Source organism: Streptomyces sp. NPDC044064 (genome assembly GCF_056434245.1).
In genome coordinates this window covers 112,016-128,522 of sequence record NZ_JBWKFN010000012.1, presented here as the reverse complement: position 1 = coordinate 128,522, position 16,507 = coordinate 112,016, and the positions used below count along the sequence as shown (strand labels likewise).

At 73.1% G+C, this 16,507-nt stretch carries 14 protein-coding genes; 8 read left to right on the top strand and 6 right to left on the bottom strand.

Annotated features, from left to right (window positions below; translation table 11 throughout):
• Positions 1-38 precede the first annotated feature (38 nt).
• Complete coding sequence (locus AC07DS_RS20840) at positions 39-1,196, top strand: acetyl-CoA C-acetyltransferase (protein WP_479147306.1); 1,158 nt, start codon at positions 39-41, stop codon at positions 1,194-1,196.
• 150 nt (positions 1,197-1,346) lie between these two features.
• Here AC07DS_RS20840 and AC07DS_RS20835 read toward each other — a convergent pair whose 3' ends face one another.
• Genes AC07DS_RS20835 through AC07DS_RS20820 form a run of 4 tightly spaced genes read right to left on the bottom strand, consistent with a single transcriptional unit; the run spans position 1,347 to position 4,809 of the window.
• Positions 1,347-2,405 (bottom strand): NAD(P)H-dependent flavin oxidoreductase, encoded by a 1,059-nt coding sequence (locus AC07DS_RS20835; protein ID WP_479147305.1) that lies wholly within the window; start codon positions 2,403-2,405, stop codon positions 1,347-1,349.
• Entirely contained in the window at positions 2,405-3,217 is an 813-nt protein-coding gene (locus tag AC07DS_RS20830) for a CoA-transferase subunit beta (protein WP_479147303.1), read from the bottom strand. The genes AC07DS_RS20835 and AC07DS_RS20830 overlap by 1 nt, the downstream gene beginning before the upstream one ends.
• Positions 3,214-4,065 (bottom strand): CoA transferase subunit A, encoded by an 852-nt coding sequence (locus AC07DS_RS20825; RefSeq protein ID WP_479147301.1) that lies wholly within the window; start codon positions 4,063-4,065, stop codon positions 3,214-3,216. Before AC07DS_RS20825 ends, AC07DS_RS20830 begins: the two co-directional genes overlap by 4 nt.
• Positions 4,066-4,809 (bottom strand): enoyl-CoA hydratase family protein, encoded by a 744-nt coding sequence (locus AC07DS_RS20820; protein ID WP_479147520.1) that lies wholly within the window; start codon positions 4,807-4,809, stop codon positions 4,066-4,068.
• A gap of 100 nt (positions 4,810-4,909) precedes the next feature.
• On the opposite strand from AC07DS_RS20820, the gene AC07DS_RS20815 reads away from it, so the two are divergent.
• Both AC07DS_RS20815 and AC07DS_RS20810 read left to right on the top strand, forming a co-directional pair.
• Complete coding sequence (locus AC07DS_RS20815; protein WP_479147300.1) at positions 4,910-5,695, top strand: SDR family oxidoreductase; 786 nt, start codon at positions 4,910-4,912, stop codon at positions 5,693-5,695.
• Positions 5,692-6,603 (top strand): SDR family oxidoreductase, encoded by a 912-nt coding sequence (locus AC07DS_RS20810; RefSeq protein ID WP_479147298.1) that lies wholly within the window; start codon positions 5,692-5,694, stop codon positions 6,601-6,603. The genes AC07DS_RS20815 and AC07DS_RS20810 overlap by 4 nt, the downstream gene beginning before the upstream one ends.
• Before the next feature lie 69 nt (positions 6,604-6,672).
• On the opposite strand, the gene AC07DS_RS20805 is transcribed toward AC07DS_RS20810, so the two are convergent.
• Positions 6,673-7,548, bottom strand: a complete 876-nt coding sequence (locus tag AC07DS_RS20805; protein ID WP_479147296.1) for a hypothetical protein — start codon at positions 7,546-7,548, stop codon at positions 6,673-6,675.
• 115 nt (positions 7,549-7,663) lie between these two features.
• Entirely contained in the window at positions 7,664-9,424 is a 1,761-nt protein-coding gene (locus AC07DS_RS20800) for a glycoside hydrolase family 35 protein (RefSeq protein ID WP_479147294.1), read from the bottom strand.
• A gap of 98 nt (positions 9,425-9,522) precedes the next feature.
• Between AC07DS_RS20800 and AC07DS_RS20795 the strand changes: the two genes are divergently transcribed.
• From AC07DS_RS20795 to AC07DS_RS20775, 5 genes are all read left to right on the top strand, one after another.
• Positions 9,523-10,401: a helix-turn-helix domain-containing protein gene (locus tag AC07DS_RS20795; protein ID WP_479147292.1), complete on the top strand. Its 879-nt coding sequence runs from the start codon at positions 9,523-9,525 to the stop codon at positions 10,399-10,401.
• A gap of 56 nt (positions 10,402-10,457) precedes the next feature.
• Positions 10,458-10,799 (top strand): chorismate mutase, encoded by a 342-nt coding sequence (locus tag AC07DS_RS20790; RefSeq protein WP_479147291.1) that lies wholly within the window; start codon positions 10,458-10,460, stop codon positions 10,797-10,799.
• Between the two features lie 103 nt (positions 10,800-10,902).
• The gene (gene pepN / locus AC07DS_RS20785; protein ID WP_479147289.1) at positions 10,903-13,389 is read left to right on the top strand and encodes an aminopeptidase N; all 2,487 of its coding nucleotides are present in this window, start codon (positions 10,903-10,905) and stop codon (positions 13,387-13,389) included.
• A 285-nt stretch (positions 13,390-13,674) separates the two neighbouring features.
• Entirely contained in the window at positions 13,675-15,030 is a 1,356-nt protein-coding gene (locus AC07DS_RS20780) for a pyridoxal phosphate-dependent decarboxylase family protein (protein ID WP_479147287.1), read from the top strand.
• Complete coding sequence (locus tag AC07DS_RS20775) at positions 15,027-16,439, top strand: lysine N(6)-hydroxylase/L-ornithine N(5)-oxygenase family protein (protein WP_479147285.1); 1,413 nt, start codon at positions 15,027-15,029, stop codon at positions 16,437-16,439. The genes AC07DS_RS20780 and AC07DS_RS20775 overlap by 4 nt, the downstream gene beginning before the upstream one ends.
• The last annotated feature ends 68 nt before the right edge of the window (positions 16,440-16,507 follow it).

The window sequence follows — 16,507 nt, the reverse complement described above, 5'->3', positions numbered from 1 at the left end:
CATCACGCTCAACACCCCTTTCCTGTGAGGGAGTCGCCATGGCCGAGGCCTACATAGTCGAAGCGGTCCGCACGCCCGTCGGGCGGCGCGGGGGAGGGCTCAGCGGGGTCCACCCGGCCGACCTGGGCGCCCATGTGCTGAAGGCGCTCGTGGAACGGGCCGGGATCGACCCGGCCGCCGTGGAGGACGTCGTCTTCGGCTGTCTGGACGCGGTCGGGCCGCAGGCCGGGGACATCGCCCGCACCTGCTGGCTGGCCGCGGGGCTGCCCGAGGAGGTGCCCGGCGTGACCGTCGACCGGCAGTGCGGCTCCTCCCAGCAGGCTGTGCACTTCGCCGCGCAGGCCGTGCTCTCCGGCACCCAGGACCTGGTGGTCGCGGGCGGGGTCCAGAACATGTCCCAGATCCCCATCGCCTTCGCCTCCCGGCAGGCCGCCGCCCCCCTCGGCCTGACCGCCGGCCCCTTCCTCGGCAGCACCGGCTGGCGAGCCCGCTACGGCGACCAGCCCGTCAACCAGTTCACCGGCGCCGAGATGATCGCCGCCAAGTGGGGCATCAGCCGTACGGACCAGGAGGAGTTCGCCCTGCGCTCGCACCGGCGGGCGGTCTGGGCCATCGACACCGGCCGCTTCGAGCGCGAGACCGTCCCCTGCGGCGAGGTCACCGTCGACGAGGGCCCGCGCCGGGACACCTCCCCGGAGAAGATGGCCGCGCTCAAGCCCGTCCTCGACGGCGGCACCATCACCGCGGCCTGCTCCTCCCAGGTCTCCGACGGAGCCGCGGCCATGCTGCTCGCCTCCGAGCGGGCGGTACGGGAACACGGACTGCGCCCGCGGGCCCGCGTCCACCACCTCTCCGTGCGCGGCGAGGACCCCATCCGCATGCTCTCCGCGCCCATCCCGGCCACCGCCCACGCCCTGAAGAAGACCGGCCTGACCATCGACGCCATCGATCTCGTGGAGATCAACGAGGCCTTCGCCCCCGTCGTGCTCGCCTGGCTGAAGGAGACCGGCGCCGACCCGGAGAAGGTCAACGTCAACGGCGGCGCCATCGCCCTCGGCCACCCGCTCGGCGCCACCGGCGTCCGGCTGATGACGACCCTGCTGCACGAACTGGAACGCACCGGAGGCCGGTTCGGCCTCCAGACCATGTGTGAGGGTGGCGGCCAGGCGAACGTGACGATCATCGAACGCGTGTGACCAGAGCGTCGACAAGAGCGGCCACCCGCGTCGGCGGACGGAGTCCGGCGCAGGCTCCCGAAGCCTGGGAGGCCCCTGGGCCGAGCAGTGCGAGGGGGCCGTCGGGGATGGTGCCCATGTGTGAGGGTGGCGGCCAGGCGAACGTGACGGTCATCGAACGTCTCTGAGTCTCTCCAGCCCCGCCAGCACCTCCTCCGCCTCCTTCACGATCCGCCCCACCAGTTCCGCGCACGACGGCAGGTCGTCGATCACCCCGGCGACCTGCCCGGACGCCATCACCCCGAGGTCCGTACGGCCGTCCACCATCGCCGACTTCAGCAGCATCGGCGTGTTCGCGGCCAGCAGCACCTGACTCCAGGACAGCTCCTTGCCGTGTCTGAGGGCCAGGCCGTCCCGGACCAGCTGCCGCCAGGTGAGCCCCGACAGCCGCCGGAAGCCCGAGGCCCGCCGCGCCGCGTGGGCGAGGGCCCGGAGACGGCCGGACCGCTCCAGAGTGTCGACCAGGTCCGTGCGCAGCATCCGGTGCGGCAGCCCGTCCACCGCCCGGGTGACCGTCACGTCCCGGACCGTCGCCGCCAGATACCTGGCCTTCACCGCGTCCGGCACCGTCGAGTCCGAGGTGAGCAGGAACCGCGTGCCCATCGCCACCCCGGCCGCCCCGTAGGCCAGCGCGGCGACCAGGCCCCGCCCGTCGAAGAAGCCGCCCGCCGCCACGACCGGTATCCGCACGGCGTCCACCACCTGCGGCAGCAGCACGGTCGTCGCCACCTCGCCGGTGTGCCCGCCGCCCTCGCCGCCCTGCACGATCACGGCGTCCGCACCCCACGCGGCCACCTTCTCGGCGTGCCGTCGCGCCCCGACGGACGGGACGACCACCACACCCGCCTCTTTGAGCCGGGTGATCAGCTCGGGGGAGGGAGCCAGGGCGAAGGAGGCCACCCGGACGTGCTCGTCCAGCATGATCTGCACCCGGTCGGCCGCATCGGCCGCGTCCGCCCGCAGATTCACCCCGAACGGCGCCCGGGTCCGCGACCGGACCTCCCGTATCGCCTCCCGGAGCTGGTCCACGGTCATCGTCGCGGAGGCCAGGATGCCCAGCGCCCCCGCATTCGCCGCCGCCGAGACCAGCCGGGGGCCGGCCACCCAGCCCATCCCGGTCTGCACGATCGGATACCGGACCCCTGCCAGCCGGGTCAGGGCGGTCTCCATCACCCCCTCGCCCCCTCGGGCACCTCACGCGCGCGGGCCCCCGCCGGATCCAGCACCTCGCGGATCAGCCGCAGCTCCTCCTCGCCGGGGGCTCGGGTGTACGGCACCTCGTCGGGCACGGCGAGCGCGAAGCCCGTCGCCTCCCGCACCTGTTCCACGCTCACCCCCGGATGCAGCGAGGCCAGCCGCATGGAGCGGTCGGGGGTGGCGAAGTCGAAGACACCGAGGTCGGAGACGACCCGGGGGACGCGATGGAAGCGGGCCGTGCTCCCCAGCTCCGCCGCCCGGTCGTACCCCACCCCGCACACCATGTCCGCCCGCTCCACGAACACCCGCCTGGAGTGTCTTGGGATCCAGTAACTCGTTGGATTGTTCAGCGTGTTCAGCGGCGCTCCGCGCACCCCGAGCAGCTGCCGCCGGGGCCGGTCCCAGTCGCCGATGCAGGAGATGTTCTGGTTGCCGTACCGGTCGATCTGGCTCGCGCCCATCATCACGTGCCGGCGACCGCCCGCCACCAGCGTCAGGTGCTGCCGGTAGGGCAGCCAGCCCTCGGGCGTGCCGTCCGGGCGGACCAGCAGTGCCTCCCCGTCGGTGAGCAGCAGGTCCGGCGCGAAGGTGAGCCGGGCCAGCCGCGCGCCCAGCGACGGGATCAGGCCCATCGGACTGGCCAGGATCTCCCCGCCGTCCCGCCAGGCCTCGGCGCAGGCGATCACGCAGTACTCGGCGCGGGTGGGCGGGAGAAGAGATGCGCGGGTGGGCGGGAGAAGAGGTGCGCCGGTGGGCGGGAGATGAGGTGTGCCGGTGACCTTCATGCTTCCCGCTCCTTGCGCCACTCCCGTACCGCCGACCGGTACGCCTCCTCGTCCCCGGACAGGTACCGCTCGGCGAACTCCGGCCAGGGTGTGGACGCGTACTCCCGCTGGTACTCCTCGTCCCGGCCGTAGTCCGGCGCGCAGGAGGTGAAGTGCGCGCCGTTCGGTGCCTCGACCACACCCGTGACCGCGAGCCGTTTGAGGAGCAGTGACTGCGGGGCCGCCTCCTTCGTCAACTCGGCCGTGTCGACGATCCGTTCGCAGGAGACGTAGGCCTCGTCCGCCGCCTCGCAGAACAGGTCGTCGAAGTAGGGGTCCGGGCCCAGGTACTGCCCGTTGCCCAGCCGGTCGGCGCGGTTGACGTGCACCAGGGCCGCGTCCATCCGCAGGGCGGGCATGGCCACGAACGTCTCCCCGTCCTCGTACGGAGAAGTGACCGTCCTCAGGTCCGGGGCGACCCGCATGACGTCCGAGCCGAGACCCGCCCGCACCGGCAGGAAGGGCAGTCGCTGGGCGGCCGCGTGCAGCCCCCACATGAACATCCCCTCGTCGATCTCCGTCAGCGCGAAGTCCCCGCGCTCCCGGGCCGCCCGGTAGTGCGGTTCGAGCGGGATGGAGTCGAGCGTGACGAAGGCGGTGACCAGTTTGCGGATCCGGCCGGCCGCGGCCAGCATGCCGATGTCCGGGCCGCCGTACGAGATGACCGTGAGGTCCCCGATCCCGGCTCTCAGCAGGGCTCTGACCAGTGCCATCGGCTTGCGCCGTGAACCCCAGCCGCCGATGCCCAGGGTCATCCCGCTGGACAGCCGGGAGACCACCTCGTCGGCGGTCATCGTCTTGTCTCCCACCTACGCACCCTCCTTCCCGAACGTGTCGCGGACCCGGTCGGCCAGTCCGCTGAGGTTGGCCTCGAACGTGAAGCCCTGTTCGAAGCGGTAACTGCGGCGCACGTCGACGGGATCGATCCCGTTGATGGCGGCCTTGGCCATGCGCAGCAGCCGTCCGTCCTTGGCGGCGATCTCGCGGGCCAGCTCCAGCGCGGCCGCCCGCAGCTGCGCCCGGGGCACCACCCGCCACACCGAACCGTGCGCGTGCAGCTCGGCGGCGCTCGCCGTGCGCGAGGTGTAGTAGAGCGCGCGCATCAGATGCTGCGGGACCAGCCGGGCCAGATGCGTGGCGGCACCCAGCGCGCCCCGGTCCAGCTCCGGCAGCCCGAAGGAGGCGTCGTCGCTCGCCACGATCGCGTCCGCGTTCCCCACCAGGCCTATCCCGCCGCCCAGACAGAACCCGTGCACCGCCGCTATCACGGGTGTCTCGCACTCGTACACCGCGGCGAAGGCCTCCGCACAGCCCCGGTTGGCGCCGATCAGCGCCTCCTGGCCCGCCGCCTGTATCTCCTTGATGTCCACGCTCGCGTTGAAACCGCGCCCCTCGGCGGCCAGCACCACGCACCGCACCTCGGGATCACGTCCCGCCGCGCGCACGGCCCCGGCCAGTTCGAACCAGCCGCGGACCGGCAGCGCGTTCACCGGCGGGAAGTCGACGGTGACTACGGAAATCCCCTTTTCCGGGACCGACATGGAGACACCCATGGACGCATCAGCTACCTTCGCACTCAACGCCTTTCCACCAAACATTTGTTAGGTGTGAGGCTTCGAAGCTAGCAGTCGGCGAAGACGAGCGGGAGAGCCTGTGGAAAACTCCGCGGCAGGGCCTGTGGACAACTCGCTGCGCGGCAGGACCGTCGTCGTCACCGGCGGCACCCGGGGCGTCGGGGCGGGCATCGCGCGGGCCTTCGCCCGGGCCGGCGCCCAGGTGCTGGCCTGCGCCCGGCGTCCCCCCGAACAGCCCCTCGACGGCGTGGAGTTCATGTCCCTCGACCTGCGCGACCCACCCGCCGTCAGCGCCTTCTTCGCCGCGCTGCCCCGGCTCGACGTCCTCGTCAACAACGCGGGCGGCACCCCGTACCGGCGGCTGGCCGACGCGGACGCCGAGCGGCACGCCCGGGTCATCGAGCTGAACCTGGTCACCCCGCTGACCGCCTCCCTCGCCGCCTACGACCGGCTCCGGCTCACCCGGGGCTCGGTCGTCATGGTCGGCAGCGTGAGCGGCGGCCGTCCCTCGCCCGGCTCGGCGGCCTACGGCGCGGCCAAGGCGGGCCTGGCGAACCTGGCCGCGTCGATGGCCGTGGAATGGGCGCCGGAGGTCCGAGTCAACACGCTGGTCGTCGGCATGGTCCGCACCGAGCAGTCCCATCTGCACTACGGCGGCCCGGACGGCCTCGCGGCGGTCTCCCGCACCGTCCCGCTGGGCCGGCTGGCCACCCCCTCGGACGTCGGCGCGGCCGCCGTCTTCCTCGCCTCGGACGCGGCCGGCTACATCAGCGGGGCGAGTCTGCTGGTGCACGGGGGCGGGGAACGGCCGGCCTTCCTGGACGCCGCGACCGCCGACAAGGAAGCACAAGAAGGCCTGGGATGACCGGAATCTGCGCAGGGCGAGTCGTCGTCGTCACCGGAGCCGGACGGGGGCTCGGACGCGCCCACGCCCTCGCCTTCGCCGCCGAGGGCGCCCGGGTCGTCGTCAACGACCTGGGTGTCGGACCGGACGGGGTGCCCGGACCCGACAGCCCTGCGGCGGCCGTCGTCACCGAGATCCGGGAGGCGGGCGGCGAGGCGGTCGCGCACGGCGCCGACATCGCGACCACCGAGGGCGCCGCCTCCCTGATCAGAACCGCCGTCGAGACCTACGGCCGACTCGACACCCTCGTCAACAACGCCGGCTTCCTGCGCGACCGCATGCTCGTCAATCTCGACGAGGACGACTGGGACGCCGTGATCCGCGTCCACCTCAAGGGGCACTTCCTCCCCCTCAGACATGCCGCCGCGCACTGGCGGGCCGAGGCCAGGGCGGGCCGCACCCCGGTCGCCCGGATCGTCAACACCAGCAGCGGGGCGGGCCTGCTGGGCTCGGTCGGGCAGGGGAACTACAGCGCCGCCAAGGCCGGGATCATCGGTCTGACCCTCGTGGCGGCGGCCGAACTCACCCGCTACGGCGTCCAGGTCAACGCCGTCGCCCCGGCGGCCCGCACCCGCATGACGGAACGCACCTTCGCCGAGACCATGGCGGCCCCGGCCGCGGGTTTCGACGCCATGGCCCCCGAGAACGTCTCCCCGCTGGTCGTCTGGCTCGGCTCCGCCGCGTGCGCCGGGGTGAGCGGCCGGGTGTTCGAGGCGGAGGGCGGCCGGATCACCGTCATGCAGGGCTGGCGCCCCGGGCCCGGCCTGGACAAGGGGGCACGCTGGGCCCCCGCCGAGGCGGGCGAGGCCGTGTCGAAGCTGCTGGCGGAGGCGGAGCAGCCGGGGGCGGTGTACGGGGCCCGGGAGTAGGGCGCGCCGAGTACGCGGAGCTGCACCGGGCCCACCGAGGGGCTCCGCCCCCGGCCGGCTGCCCCGAACCTAGGTGTCGCACTCCAGAACCGTCCTGCACAACCCGCACCGCGCCCGCACCCGCCCCCGGACCGGCACCCTGATGCGCTGGTGGCAGGTGGGGCAGGAGAAGGAGACGCGGAGGTGGCCCGCGGGGTCGGGGCTGAAGGCGTAGGGCGCTCCGGGCGGGACGCCGTGGCGCCGGTCGTGGGCGTAGCGGCGGCGGCCCGCCCAGCCGGCCCCCGTCAGCGGCGGCTGCTGCTCGTCCCGCCGCGCCCGCTCCATGCCCTTGACGTAGGCCGTGTACGCCTGCGGGCTGGTGAACCACACCGAGGGATCCTCGCCGAAGAGCCGGGCCCGTTTGGCGAGCACGTAACCGAACTCCTCGGGGGTGAGATAGCCGAGCTTCTGGGAGGAGGCACTGTCCTCGCGGTAGGCGTCCAGCAGCAGCCACCCCGCGCCCAGGTAGGTCGTCGCCGTGTCCGTGAGGATCTCGTTCTCCGCCGTGGTGGGGAAGGCGAGGTCGAGGCGGTGCAGATAGACGTGGGTCACCTCGTGGGCGAGGGCCGCGCCGATGTCCCTGCGGTGGGTGCGGAAGCGGTCGTTCAGCTCGACGAAGTACTCGGGGCCCGCCGCCAGTTCGACATTGGCCGCGTGGCTCATCTCCCGGAAGCCGACGATCAGCCGGGCATCGGGCAGCCGGAAGTGCCGCACGATCTCGCGGGCCACGCGCTGCGCGCCCAGATGCACGTCGTCCGTGTCGCTGAAGGCCACGTCGGCGGGGGCCACACTGGACGAGAAGGTCTGCACGGTGTCGTACGACAGCCGCTTGTACAGCGCGGTGATCGCGGCCCGCACCGTCTCCAGATGCGGGTAGCCGTGCTCGACCGGTCCGCCGTTCGCCACGTCCGACCCCCTCAAGACGCCCAGAACTGCCATCCACTCTAGGCGGGTGCGAGCGGATTTCGCCGGTGGGCGGCCCGACCGCCCGCACCCGGGCCGCGGCGGCCGGACCGGGGGCTCAGACCGGCAGCAGCCGCGGTGCGCACGGACCCGGCCCCGCCTCCTGCAGCTCGAGCACCCACACCTCGTTCTCGCCCGCACGCAGCACCGGCCCGGGGACGTACAGGGACCGCTGCGGCCCCACGGACCAGTAGCGCCCCAGACCGAAGCCGTTGACCCAGACGAAGCCCCGCGTCCAGCCGGGCAGTTCGAGCCGGGCGTCCCCGGCCCCGAGGACCGTGACGGTGCCCCGGTACAGCCCCCGGGCGCCGTCCCCGGACACCGCGCCGAAGGACACCGCCTCGATGCCGTCGTCGAAGGCGTCCAGATCGAGCCCGCGCGCGCGTACCCCGTGCAGATACTGCCGCTCGTGCAGGACGCCCCCGGCGATGCCCTTCGCCTCGCCGGAGCGCGGCCCGTAGTTCACCCTCCCCAGGGACTCCACCCACAGCTCCACGCGCGCGGGTCCCGCGACGGGCTCCTTCAGCCGGGCCTCCTCCTCGGTGAGCACCCCGGCCCGCTCGCCGTCGACGTACACCACCGCGAGGTCCCTGAGACCGCGCACCGTCAGCGGGTACGGCTGCCGCGGCCCCGGCACGCCCACCTCGTAACGCACCAGCCCCCGGGCCACGCCCAGCTCCTCGAAGGACGGCGGTACGGGGGTGACGGTCTCCGCGCCGCCGAGCGCCTCCAGGACGTCACCCATGGGCGCCCATCCGGTGAGCGCCACCTCCGTTGGAGAATCCAACCGAGCAGGCGGGGGCGGAAGTTCGGGCAGGGGATCGGGGCGGTAACCGGCCAGCACCTCGCGGAAGCGCCAGAACTTCTCCGTGGGGCGCCCGTACTCGTCGACCGGTGCGTCGTAGTCGTACGAGGTCACGTCCGGCTCCAGCGGGCCTTCGTGCAGCTCGCCGCCGCCCCGGTTGGCGCCTGCCCAGCCCCCGAAACTCGTGCCGCCGTGCGCCATGTACAGGTTCACCGAGGCACCGCACTCCAGGATCTCCCGCAGGGCCCCGGCCGCTTCTCCGGTATCCCGTACGGCGTGTCCGCCGCCCCAGTGGTCGAACCAGCCGCACCAGAACTCCATGCACATCAACGGCCCCCCGGGGCGGTGCCGGCGCAGCGTCTCGAAACCCGTGCGCGCGTGGGAGCCGAAGTTCACCGTGGCGAGCACACCGGGCAGCGAGCCGCCGGTGAGCATGTGGTCCTCGGGGCCGTCCGAGGTGAACAGCGGCACCGTCACGCCCTTGACCCGCAGCAGCTCGGCGAGCTGTTCGAGGTAGTCCGCGTCCGAGCCGTAGCTGCCGTACTCGTTCTCGACCTGCACCATGACCACCGGGCCGCCCCGGTCGATCTGCCGGGGCACGATCTCGTGCAGCAGGAGGTGGTGGAACCAGTTCCGCACGTGGAACAGGAAGCGCTCGTCGCGGGTACGCGGGTGCGTGCCCGGCTCGCCCGTCACCCAGTGGGGCAGCCCGCCGTTCTCCCACTCGGCGCAGATGTACGGCCCCGGCCGCACGATCGCCCACAGGCCGGCCTCGCGGACCGCGTCCAGGAACCGGCCGACCGCCCGCACGTCCCGCAAGCGCCCCGGGCCCGGCTGGTGCAGGTTCCACGGGACGTACGTCTCCACGCAGTTGAGGCCCATCGCCCGCAGCATCTCCAGCCGGTGCCGCCAGTGCGCCTCGTGCACCCGGAAGTAGTGCAGCGCCCCGGACAGCAGCCGCACCGGCCGCCCGTCCAGCAGGAAGTCGGATTCCCCCACCGTGAACTCGCTCATGCACCCGAGCGTCGGCCCTGGCGGTGACCGACGCCATGGACGAAGATCGGCGCTGCTTGGACAAAAGTCCGCCGTCGCCGACGCCGGGAGGAGCGCAGATGTACCAGACCTGGATGCGGTTCTTCAGCCCCGGCCCCGCACACCACCGCCTCGGCCTGGTCTGCCTCGGCGTCGGCCTCCAGCACGGCACACTGCCCACGGTCGGCCCCCGCACCCTCGACCACCACGTGGCCGTCGTGGTCGGCGCGGGCGGCGGCTGGTACCGGGGCGCCGACGGTCGCCGTACCACCGTCACCGCGCCCGCGCTGCTCTGGCTCACCCCCGGAGTGCCGCACCACTACGGGCCCGACCCGGACACCGGCTGGGACGAGGGCTTCGTCGACTTCGCCGGGCCCGCCACCGCGACCTACACCGAACTCGGCTACATCGAGCCCGAGCGGCCCGTCGTCCCGCTCTCGGACGCCACCGGCCCCCGCGCGGTCGTCGCCCGCATCGCCCGCGCCGCCCGCCGCGGCAACCCCCTGCTGGAGGTCGAGACCGGTGCCGCCGTCCACGAACTCCTCGTCGCGCTGCGCCGCGCCCGCGCCGACCTCGCCCCCGACGGCGACCAGGTGCTGCAGGCCCTGGCCCGGGACGCCTGCCGGCCGATGAGCGTCGCCGACCACGCCGCCCGGCACGGCATGACGCCCGCCGAGCTGCGCCACGCCGTCCGCCGCGCCGCCGGATGCAGCCCCAAGGACTATCTCCTCGGGATCCGGCTGGGCCGCGCCAAGGAGCTGCTCGCCGCCACCGAGCTGTCCGTGGCCGCCGTCGCCCGCCGTGTCGGCTACGACGACCCCGCCTACTTCTCCCGCCTGTTCTCCCGCCGGGTCGGCCTCGCCCCCGTCCGCTTCCGCGCCCAGCAGGGCCGCAGCGTCCCCGGTGGCTGGAGCGACCGGATCCCGGATCCGGACGATCCACCGACGATCGGCGGCTGATCGCATGCTGATCAGCCGGTGATCGGGAGGTGCCGCGCCCCTTAGGGTTGACGCCCATGACCATCAGGAACACCGGTAGCGGTGACGTCGACCCCGCGGTCCGCCAGGAACTGGAGCGGCTGCGCGAGAGCATCGACAACATCGACGCGGCCGTCGTCCACATGCTCGCCGAGCGCTTCAAGTGCACCCAGCAGGTCGGCCGGCTCAAGGCGGTGCACCAGCTGCCGCCCGCCGACCCGGCCCGCGAGGCCCGGCAGATCGAGCGGCTGCGCAGCCTCGCGGCGAACGCCAAGCTCGACCCGGCGTTCGCGGAGAAGTTCCTGAACTTCATCATCGCCGAGGTGATCCGGCACCACGAGTCCATCGCCGAGGACACCGCGAACGGAGAGCCCGCCTGATCCCTGCCGTCGGGCACACCCGGCAAGGGGTGCGTGACCTGACATATGCCGTGTACCGATCCGCCCCTGTGCGCTGTCGGCGGCATCAGGCAGCATGGCGTGCATGTCCGTCATCACGCGCGACGAAGCGCAGCTCCGAGCACAGTTCCTCGACGTCCACCGCTACTCGATCGAGCTCGACCTCACCACGGGGGACGAGACCTTCGACTCCCGTACCGTGATCAGGTTCAGCGCGCGGACCGACGGGGACACGTTCGTCGAGCTGAAGCCCGCGGAGCTGCGCGCCGTCACGCTGGACGGACAGCCCCTCGACCCGGAGACGTTCAAGGACGAACGGCTGCCGCTGAAGAACCTCACCGCCGGCGAGCACGAGCTGCGAGTCGACGCGGTCATGCCCTACTCCCGCACCGGCGAGGGCATGCACCGCTTCACCGACCCCACCGACGGCGAGACGTACGTCTACACGCAGCTGTTCCTGGACGACGTCCAGCGGGTCTTCGCGGCGTTCGACCAGCCCGACCTGAAGGCCGTCTTCGAGCTCACCGTGACCGCGCCCGACGGCTGGAACGTCCTCGCCAACGGCATCACCGAGCACCTCGGCGAGGGCCGCTGGCGGGCCGCCCCGACCCCGCCGATCTCCACCTACCTCGTCGCCGTCGCCGCCGGCCCCTGGCACTCCGTGCGCACCGAGCACCGCGGCCTGCCCTTCGGCATCCACTGCCGCCGCTCCCTCGCGCCCCACCTCGAGGCCGACGCCGAGGAGATCCTCGAGGTCACGCGCGCGTGCTTCGACCGCTACCACGAGAAGTTCGAGGAGCCCTACCCCTTCGACTCCTACGACCAGGCGTTCGTCCCCGAGTTCAACGCCGGCGCCATGGAGAACCCCGGACTGGTCACCTTCCGCGACGAGTTCGTCTTCCGCTCGGCCGTCACCGACACCGAGCGGCAGACCCGCGCCATGGTCATCGCCCACGAGATGGCCCACATGTGGTTCGGCGACCTCGTGACCCTGAGGTGGTGGGACGACATCTGGCTGAACGAGTCCTTCGCCGAGTACATGGGCTACCAGACCACCGCCGAGGCCACCCGCTTCACCGACACCTGGACCGACTTCGGGGTCGCCCGCAAGGCCTGGGGCTACGACGCCGACCAGCGCCCCTCCACCCACCCGGTCGCCCCCGAGGCGGTCGACGACACCGCCGCCGCGCTGCTCAACTTCGACGGCATCTCCTACGCCAAGGGCGCCTCCGCACTGCGCCAGCTGGTGGCCTGGCTCGGCGAGAAGGACTTCCTCGCCGGCATCAACATCCACTTCAAGCGGCACCGGTTCGCCAACGCCACCCTCGCCGACTTCATCGACTCCCTCGCCGCGGCCACCGAGCGCGACGTGCACGCCTGGGCCGACGCCTGGCTGCGCACCACCGGTGTCGACACGCTCACCCCGGCGGTCGAGTCCGTCGACGGCGTCTGCGCCCTGACCGTCGACCACGCGGGCAGCCGCCCGCACCGCGTCACCGTCGGCCTCTACGACCGCGACCTCGGCGACGAGGGCCGTGGCCGTCTCACCCTGCGCGAGCGCATCGGCCTCGACGTCCCGCAGAGCGCCCCGGAGTCCATCGGCAAGCGCCCCGCGCTGATCCTGCTCAACGACGGCGACCTGACCTACGCCAAGGTCCGCTTCGACGCCGACTCCTTCGAGGCGGTCCGCACGGGCCTGTCCGGGCTGCCCGACCCGCTCACCCGCGCGGTGGTGTGGAACGCCCTCAGGGACGCTGTCCGCGACGGCGAACTGCCGCCCCAGGCCTACCTTGAGACGGCCCGCGCCCACCTGCCGCTGGAGACCGACCTGGCCCTCGTCCAGGGTGTCCTCGCGTTCGCCTCCACCCACGTCGCCGACCGCTTCCTGCGCCCCGAGGACCGCCCGGCCGCCCTCGCCACCCTCAGCTCCCTCTGCCGCGACCTGCTGCGCCGCACCGAGGACGGCGACAACCCCGGCCTGCGCCTGGTCGCCGTACGGCACTTCATCGACGTCGCCGCCCACCCCGACACCATCGCCGCCTGGCTCGCCGACGGCACGGTGCCCGGCGGGCCGGAACTCGACCCGGAGCTGCGCTGGCGCATCCTCGTCCGGCTCGCCGTGCTCGGCGCCACCGACGAGGCCGCCATCGCCGCCGAGCTGGAGCGCGACCCGTCCGCCACCGGCCGGGAGGGCGCCGCCACCTGCCGCGCCGCCCTGCCCGACCCCGAGGCCAAGCGCGCGGCCTGGGAGTCGATGTTCGTCACGGACGACCTCTCCAACTACCTGTTCACGGCCACCGCACGGGGCTTCTGGCAGCCCGAACAGGCCGACCTGGTACGCGAGTACGTGCCGCGCTACTACGAGGACGCGGTCGCCCTCGCCGCCCGCCGCGGCCCCGCCATCGCCGTGGCCGCCGGCCGCTGGGCCTTCCCGTACCACGCCGTCGACGCGGAGGCCCTCGCCCTCGGCGAGGCCTGCCTGAACGAGGCCGACCCGGTCGTCGCCCTCCGCCGCAAGCTCGTCGACGAACTGGACGACCTGGCACGGGCGTTGCGGGTACGGGGCGAGTAGGCCCGCCCCGGGAGCCACCCCGCGGCCGGTCCGACGCCCACACGTCGGACCGGCCCGCCGGACCGGGCTCGCGCCCCGCGAAGCGCTCACCGGGCACGCCGATCCTCCGCGCGTCAACCACCCGGCCGGCGTCAGCCGCAGGTCACCGCACTCCAACGCGTTTTCCCCGTACGGCAGTACCCACTTTCGGGTTCCGATCGTTGGGCTTTCCGGACGCGTGGGACTCTTCCCGTACAAACTGGGAGATGCCTTACAGAGGTCCCTGCGCGCCCCGGAGGAGAGCCCATGAGCATGCCGCCCCTCGCCTCAGGACCCGACGGCCCCGTAGCCCTGCGGCCGCTCCTGGACACCGTCATGGACGCGCTCGCGAGCGGTGCCCGGGCCCGCGGCGGACCGCTGCCGGCCGGCGGGCCCGAGGCCGTCGCCGCACGGATCACCGACGCCCTCGGGGACGTCCTGCCGGACGACGGCGACCCCGACGCGCTGCGCGCCCTCGTGCATGCCCTCGCCGAGGGCGCCGCCGACCCCGCCGACCCGCTGTGCGCGGCCCATCTACACTGCCCGCCGCTCGCCGTCGCCACCGCCGCCGACCTCGCCGCGAGCGTCCTCAATCCGTCCCTGGACTCCTGGGACCAGGCCCCGGCCGCCTCCACGCTGGAAGCCGAGGTCGCCCGTGCCCTCGCCCAGGAGATCGGCCTCGCGGACGCCCTGGTCACCACCGGCGGCACAGAGTCCAACCAGCTCGCCCTGCTGCTCGCCCGCGAGGCCCACGGCAGCGTCCAGCTGGTCTGCGGCGCCAACGCCCACCACTCGCTGCCCCGCGCCGCCTGGCTGCTCGGGCTGCCCGAGCCGGTCGTCGTCCCCGCCCCGGGCGGCACCCTCGACCCCGCCGCCCTCGACGCGGCGCTCACCGCGCTCTCCGGCCCGCTGCTGGTCGCCGCCACCGCCGGCAGCACCGACGCCGGGCTCATCGACCCGCTGCCCGAGATCGCCGGCCTGTGCACCGCCCACGGCGCCCGCCTGCACATCGACGCCGCGTACGGCGGCGGCCTCGCCTTCAGCGACCGGCACCGGGACAAGCTCGCCGGACTCGAAGCCGCCCACACCGTCACCCTTGACCTGCACAAACTCGGCTGGCAGCCGGCCGCGGCCGGTCTCCTCGCCGTGGCCCGGCCCCGCGACCTCGCCGCCCTGCACCAGCGCGCCGACTACCTGAACGCCGACGACGACACCGAGGCCGGACTCCCGGACCTGCTCGGCCGCTCCCTGCGCACCACCCGCCGCCCGGACATCCTCAAGATCGCCGTCACCCTGCGGGCGCTGGGCCGCAGCGGGCTCGGTGCCCTGGTCGACCAGGTCTGCGCCCGCGCACGTGAGTTCGCCGCGCTCGTCCAGGGCCACACCGGCTTCGAGCTGTACGACCGGCCGGTCATCAGCACGGTCCTGTTCCGGCCCGCCGACGCGGACGACAACACGGTGGCCGCCCTGCGCCGCAGGCTGCTGCACGAGGGCCGGGCCGTCCTCGGCCGCGCCCGGCTCGACGACCGCCTCTGGCTCAAGGCCACCTTCCTCAACCCCCACACCCGGCCGGACGAACTGGCCCAGCTCCTCAAACTCGTAGAAGGAACGACCCCCAGATGACCAACCCTCCACGCCACGAGCCGGAGTCCCCGCGCGACCTGGTCGGCATCGGCATCGGACCCTGCAACCTGTCCCTCGCCGCCCTCGCCCACCCGCTCGCCGAACTCGACGCCGTCTTCTACGAGCAGCGCCACGCCTTCGCCTGGCACCCCGGCCTCCTCATCGAGGGCGCCACCATCCAGGTGCCGTTCCTCGCCGACCTGGTGACCCTCGCCGACCCCACCAGCCCCTGGAGCTTCCTCAACTACCTCAGGACCCGCGAGCGGCTCTTCCCCTTCTACTTCGCCGAGCGCTTCCAGATCCAGCGTGCCGAGTACGACGCCTACTGCCGCTGGGTCTCCGAGAACCTCCCCGGGCTGCGCTTCCGCCACCAGGTCGACGCGGTCCGCTGGAACCCCGAACGCGACGTGTTCGAGGTCGACTTCACCCAGCTCGACGCCGAGGGCGAGGCCGAGGCGCTGGGCCGCACCTACACCCGAAACGTCGTCCTCGGCGTGGGCACCGCCCCCTACGTGCCAGACCCGCTGCAGCCTCTCGTCGAGGCCCCCGGCGTCCCGGTCGTCCACGCCGCCGACTACCTCGACCACCGTGCCACGGTGCTCGCCGCCGAGCACGTCACCGTCGTCGGCTCCGGGCAGTCGGGCGCCGAGGTCTTCCTCGACCTGCTGCGCCACCGCCCCGCCGGACGCGAGCGGCTGCACTGGATCGGCCGGAGCGAGGCGTTCGCGCCGATGGAGTACTCCAAGCTCGGCCTGGAACACTTCACGCCCGACTACACCCGCTACTTCCACGCCCTCACCGAACCCGTCCGCGACCGGCTGGTCGCAGCCCAGTGGCAGCTGCACAAGGGCATCGACGCCGGCACCCTCGCCGACATCCACGACGAGCTGTACCGGCGGACCCTGGACGGAGGCTGGCCCGACGCGGTCCTGACTCCCGGGGTCCGCGTCCGTACCGCCGGTCGTGTCGCCACCACCAAGGTCGAACTCCACCTGGAGCACGTCCAGCAGGGCAGCCGCTCCCGGCTCACCACGGACGCCGTCGTCCTCGCCACCGGCTACCGCGAGCGCCCGCTGGGCCGGCTCCTCGCGGGCCTCGACCCCTACATGCGCCGCGACAGCAGCGAACGGCCGCGTATCGAGGGAGATTTCCGGCTGGTCCTCGACCCCTCGGTCACCGGGTCGGTGTACGTCCAGAACACCGGACTCCACGCCCACGGCGTCGGCACCCCCGACCTCGGGCTCGCCGCCTGGCGCAGCGCCACCATCCTCAACTCCCTCACGGGCAAGGAGCCGTACCCGCTGCCCACCCGGACGTCCTTCACCACGTACGGACTGCAGGAGCCGCAGTCCCGGGTGCCGCAGACCAGGCAGGCGACGCGGCTGACTCCGCTGGTGGACGAGAGGTAGAAGGCCCCCGGACCCCCCGGGACGATGACACGCAATCTGTGCATGGCCGTCCCGGGGGCCGGTCTCCT

Bases quoted from the DNA above. Each gene is read 5' to 3' on its own strand.
- pepN (WP_479147289.1), top strand. From the start codon at position 10,903: ATGTCCGTCATCACGCGCGACGAAGCGCAGCTCCGAGCACAGTTCCTC.
- AC07DS_RS20835 (WP_479147305.1), bottom strand. From the start codon at position 2,405: ATGGAGACCGCCCTGACCCGGCTGGCAGGGGTCCGGTATCCGATCGTG.
- AC07DS_RS20790 (WP_479147291.1), top strand. From the start codon at position 10,458: ATGACCATCAGGAACACCGGTAGCGGTGACGTCGACCCCGCGGTCCGC.
- AC07DS_RS20830 (WP_479147303.1), bottom strand. From the start codon at position 3,217: ATGAAGGTCACCGGCACACCTCATCTCCCGCCCACCGGCGCACCTCTT.
- AC07DS_RS20775 (WP_479147285.1), top strand. From the start codon at position 15,027: ATGACCAACCCTCCACGCCACGAGCCGGAGTCCCCGCGCGACCTGGTC.
- AC07DS_RS20810 (WP_479147298.1), top strand. From the start codon at position 5,692: ATGACCGGAATCTGCGCAGGGCGAGTCGTCGTCGTCACCGGAGCCGGA.
- AC07DS_RS20780 (WP_479147287.1), top strand. From the start codon at position 13,675: ATGAGCATGCCGCCCCTCGCCTCAGGACCCGACGGCCCCGTAGCCCTG.
- AC07DS_RS20795 (WP_479147292.1), top strand. From the start codon at position 9,523: ATGTACCAGACCTGGATGCGGTTCTTCAGCCCCGGCCCCGCACACCAC.
- AC07DS_RS20800 (WP_479147294.1), bottom strand. From the start codon at position 9,424: ATGAGCGAGTTCACGGTGGGGGAATCCGACTTCCTGCTGGACGGGCGG.
- AC07DS_RS20840 (WP_479147306.1), top strand. From the start codon at position 39: ATGGCCGAGGCCTACATAGTCGAAGCGGTCCGCACGCCCGTCGGGCGG.
- AC07DS_RS20820 (WP_479147520.1), bottom strand. From the start codon at position 4,809: ATGGGTGTCTCCATGTCGGTCCCGGAAAAGGGGATTTCCGTAGTCACC.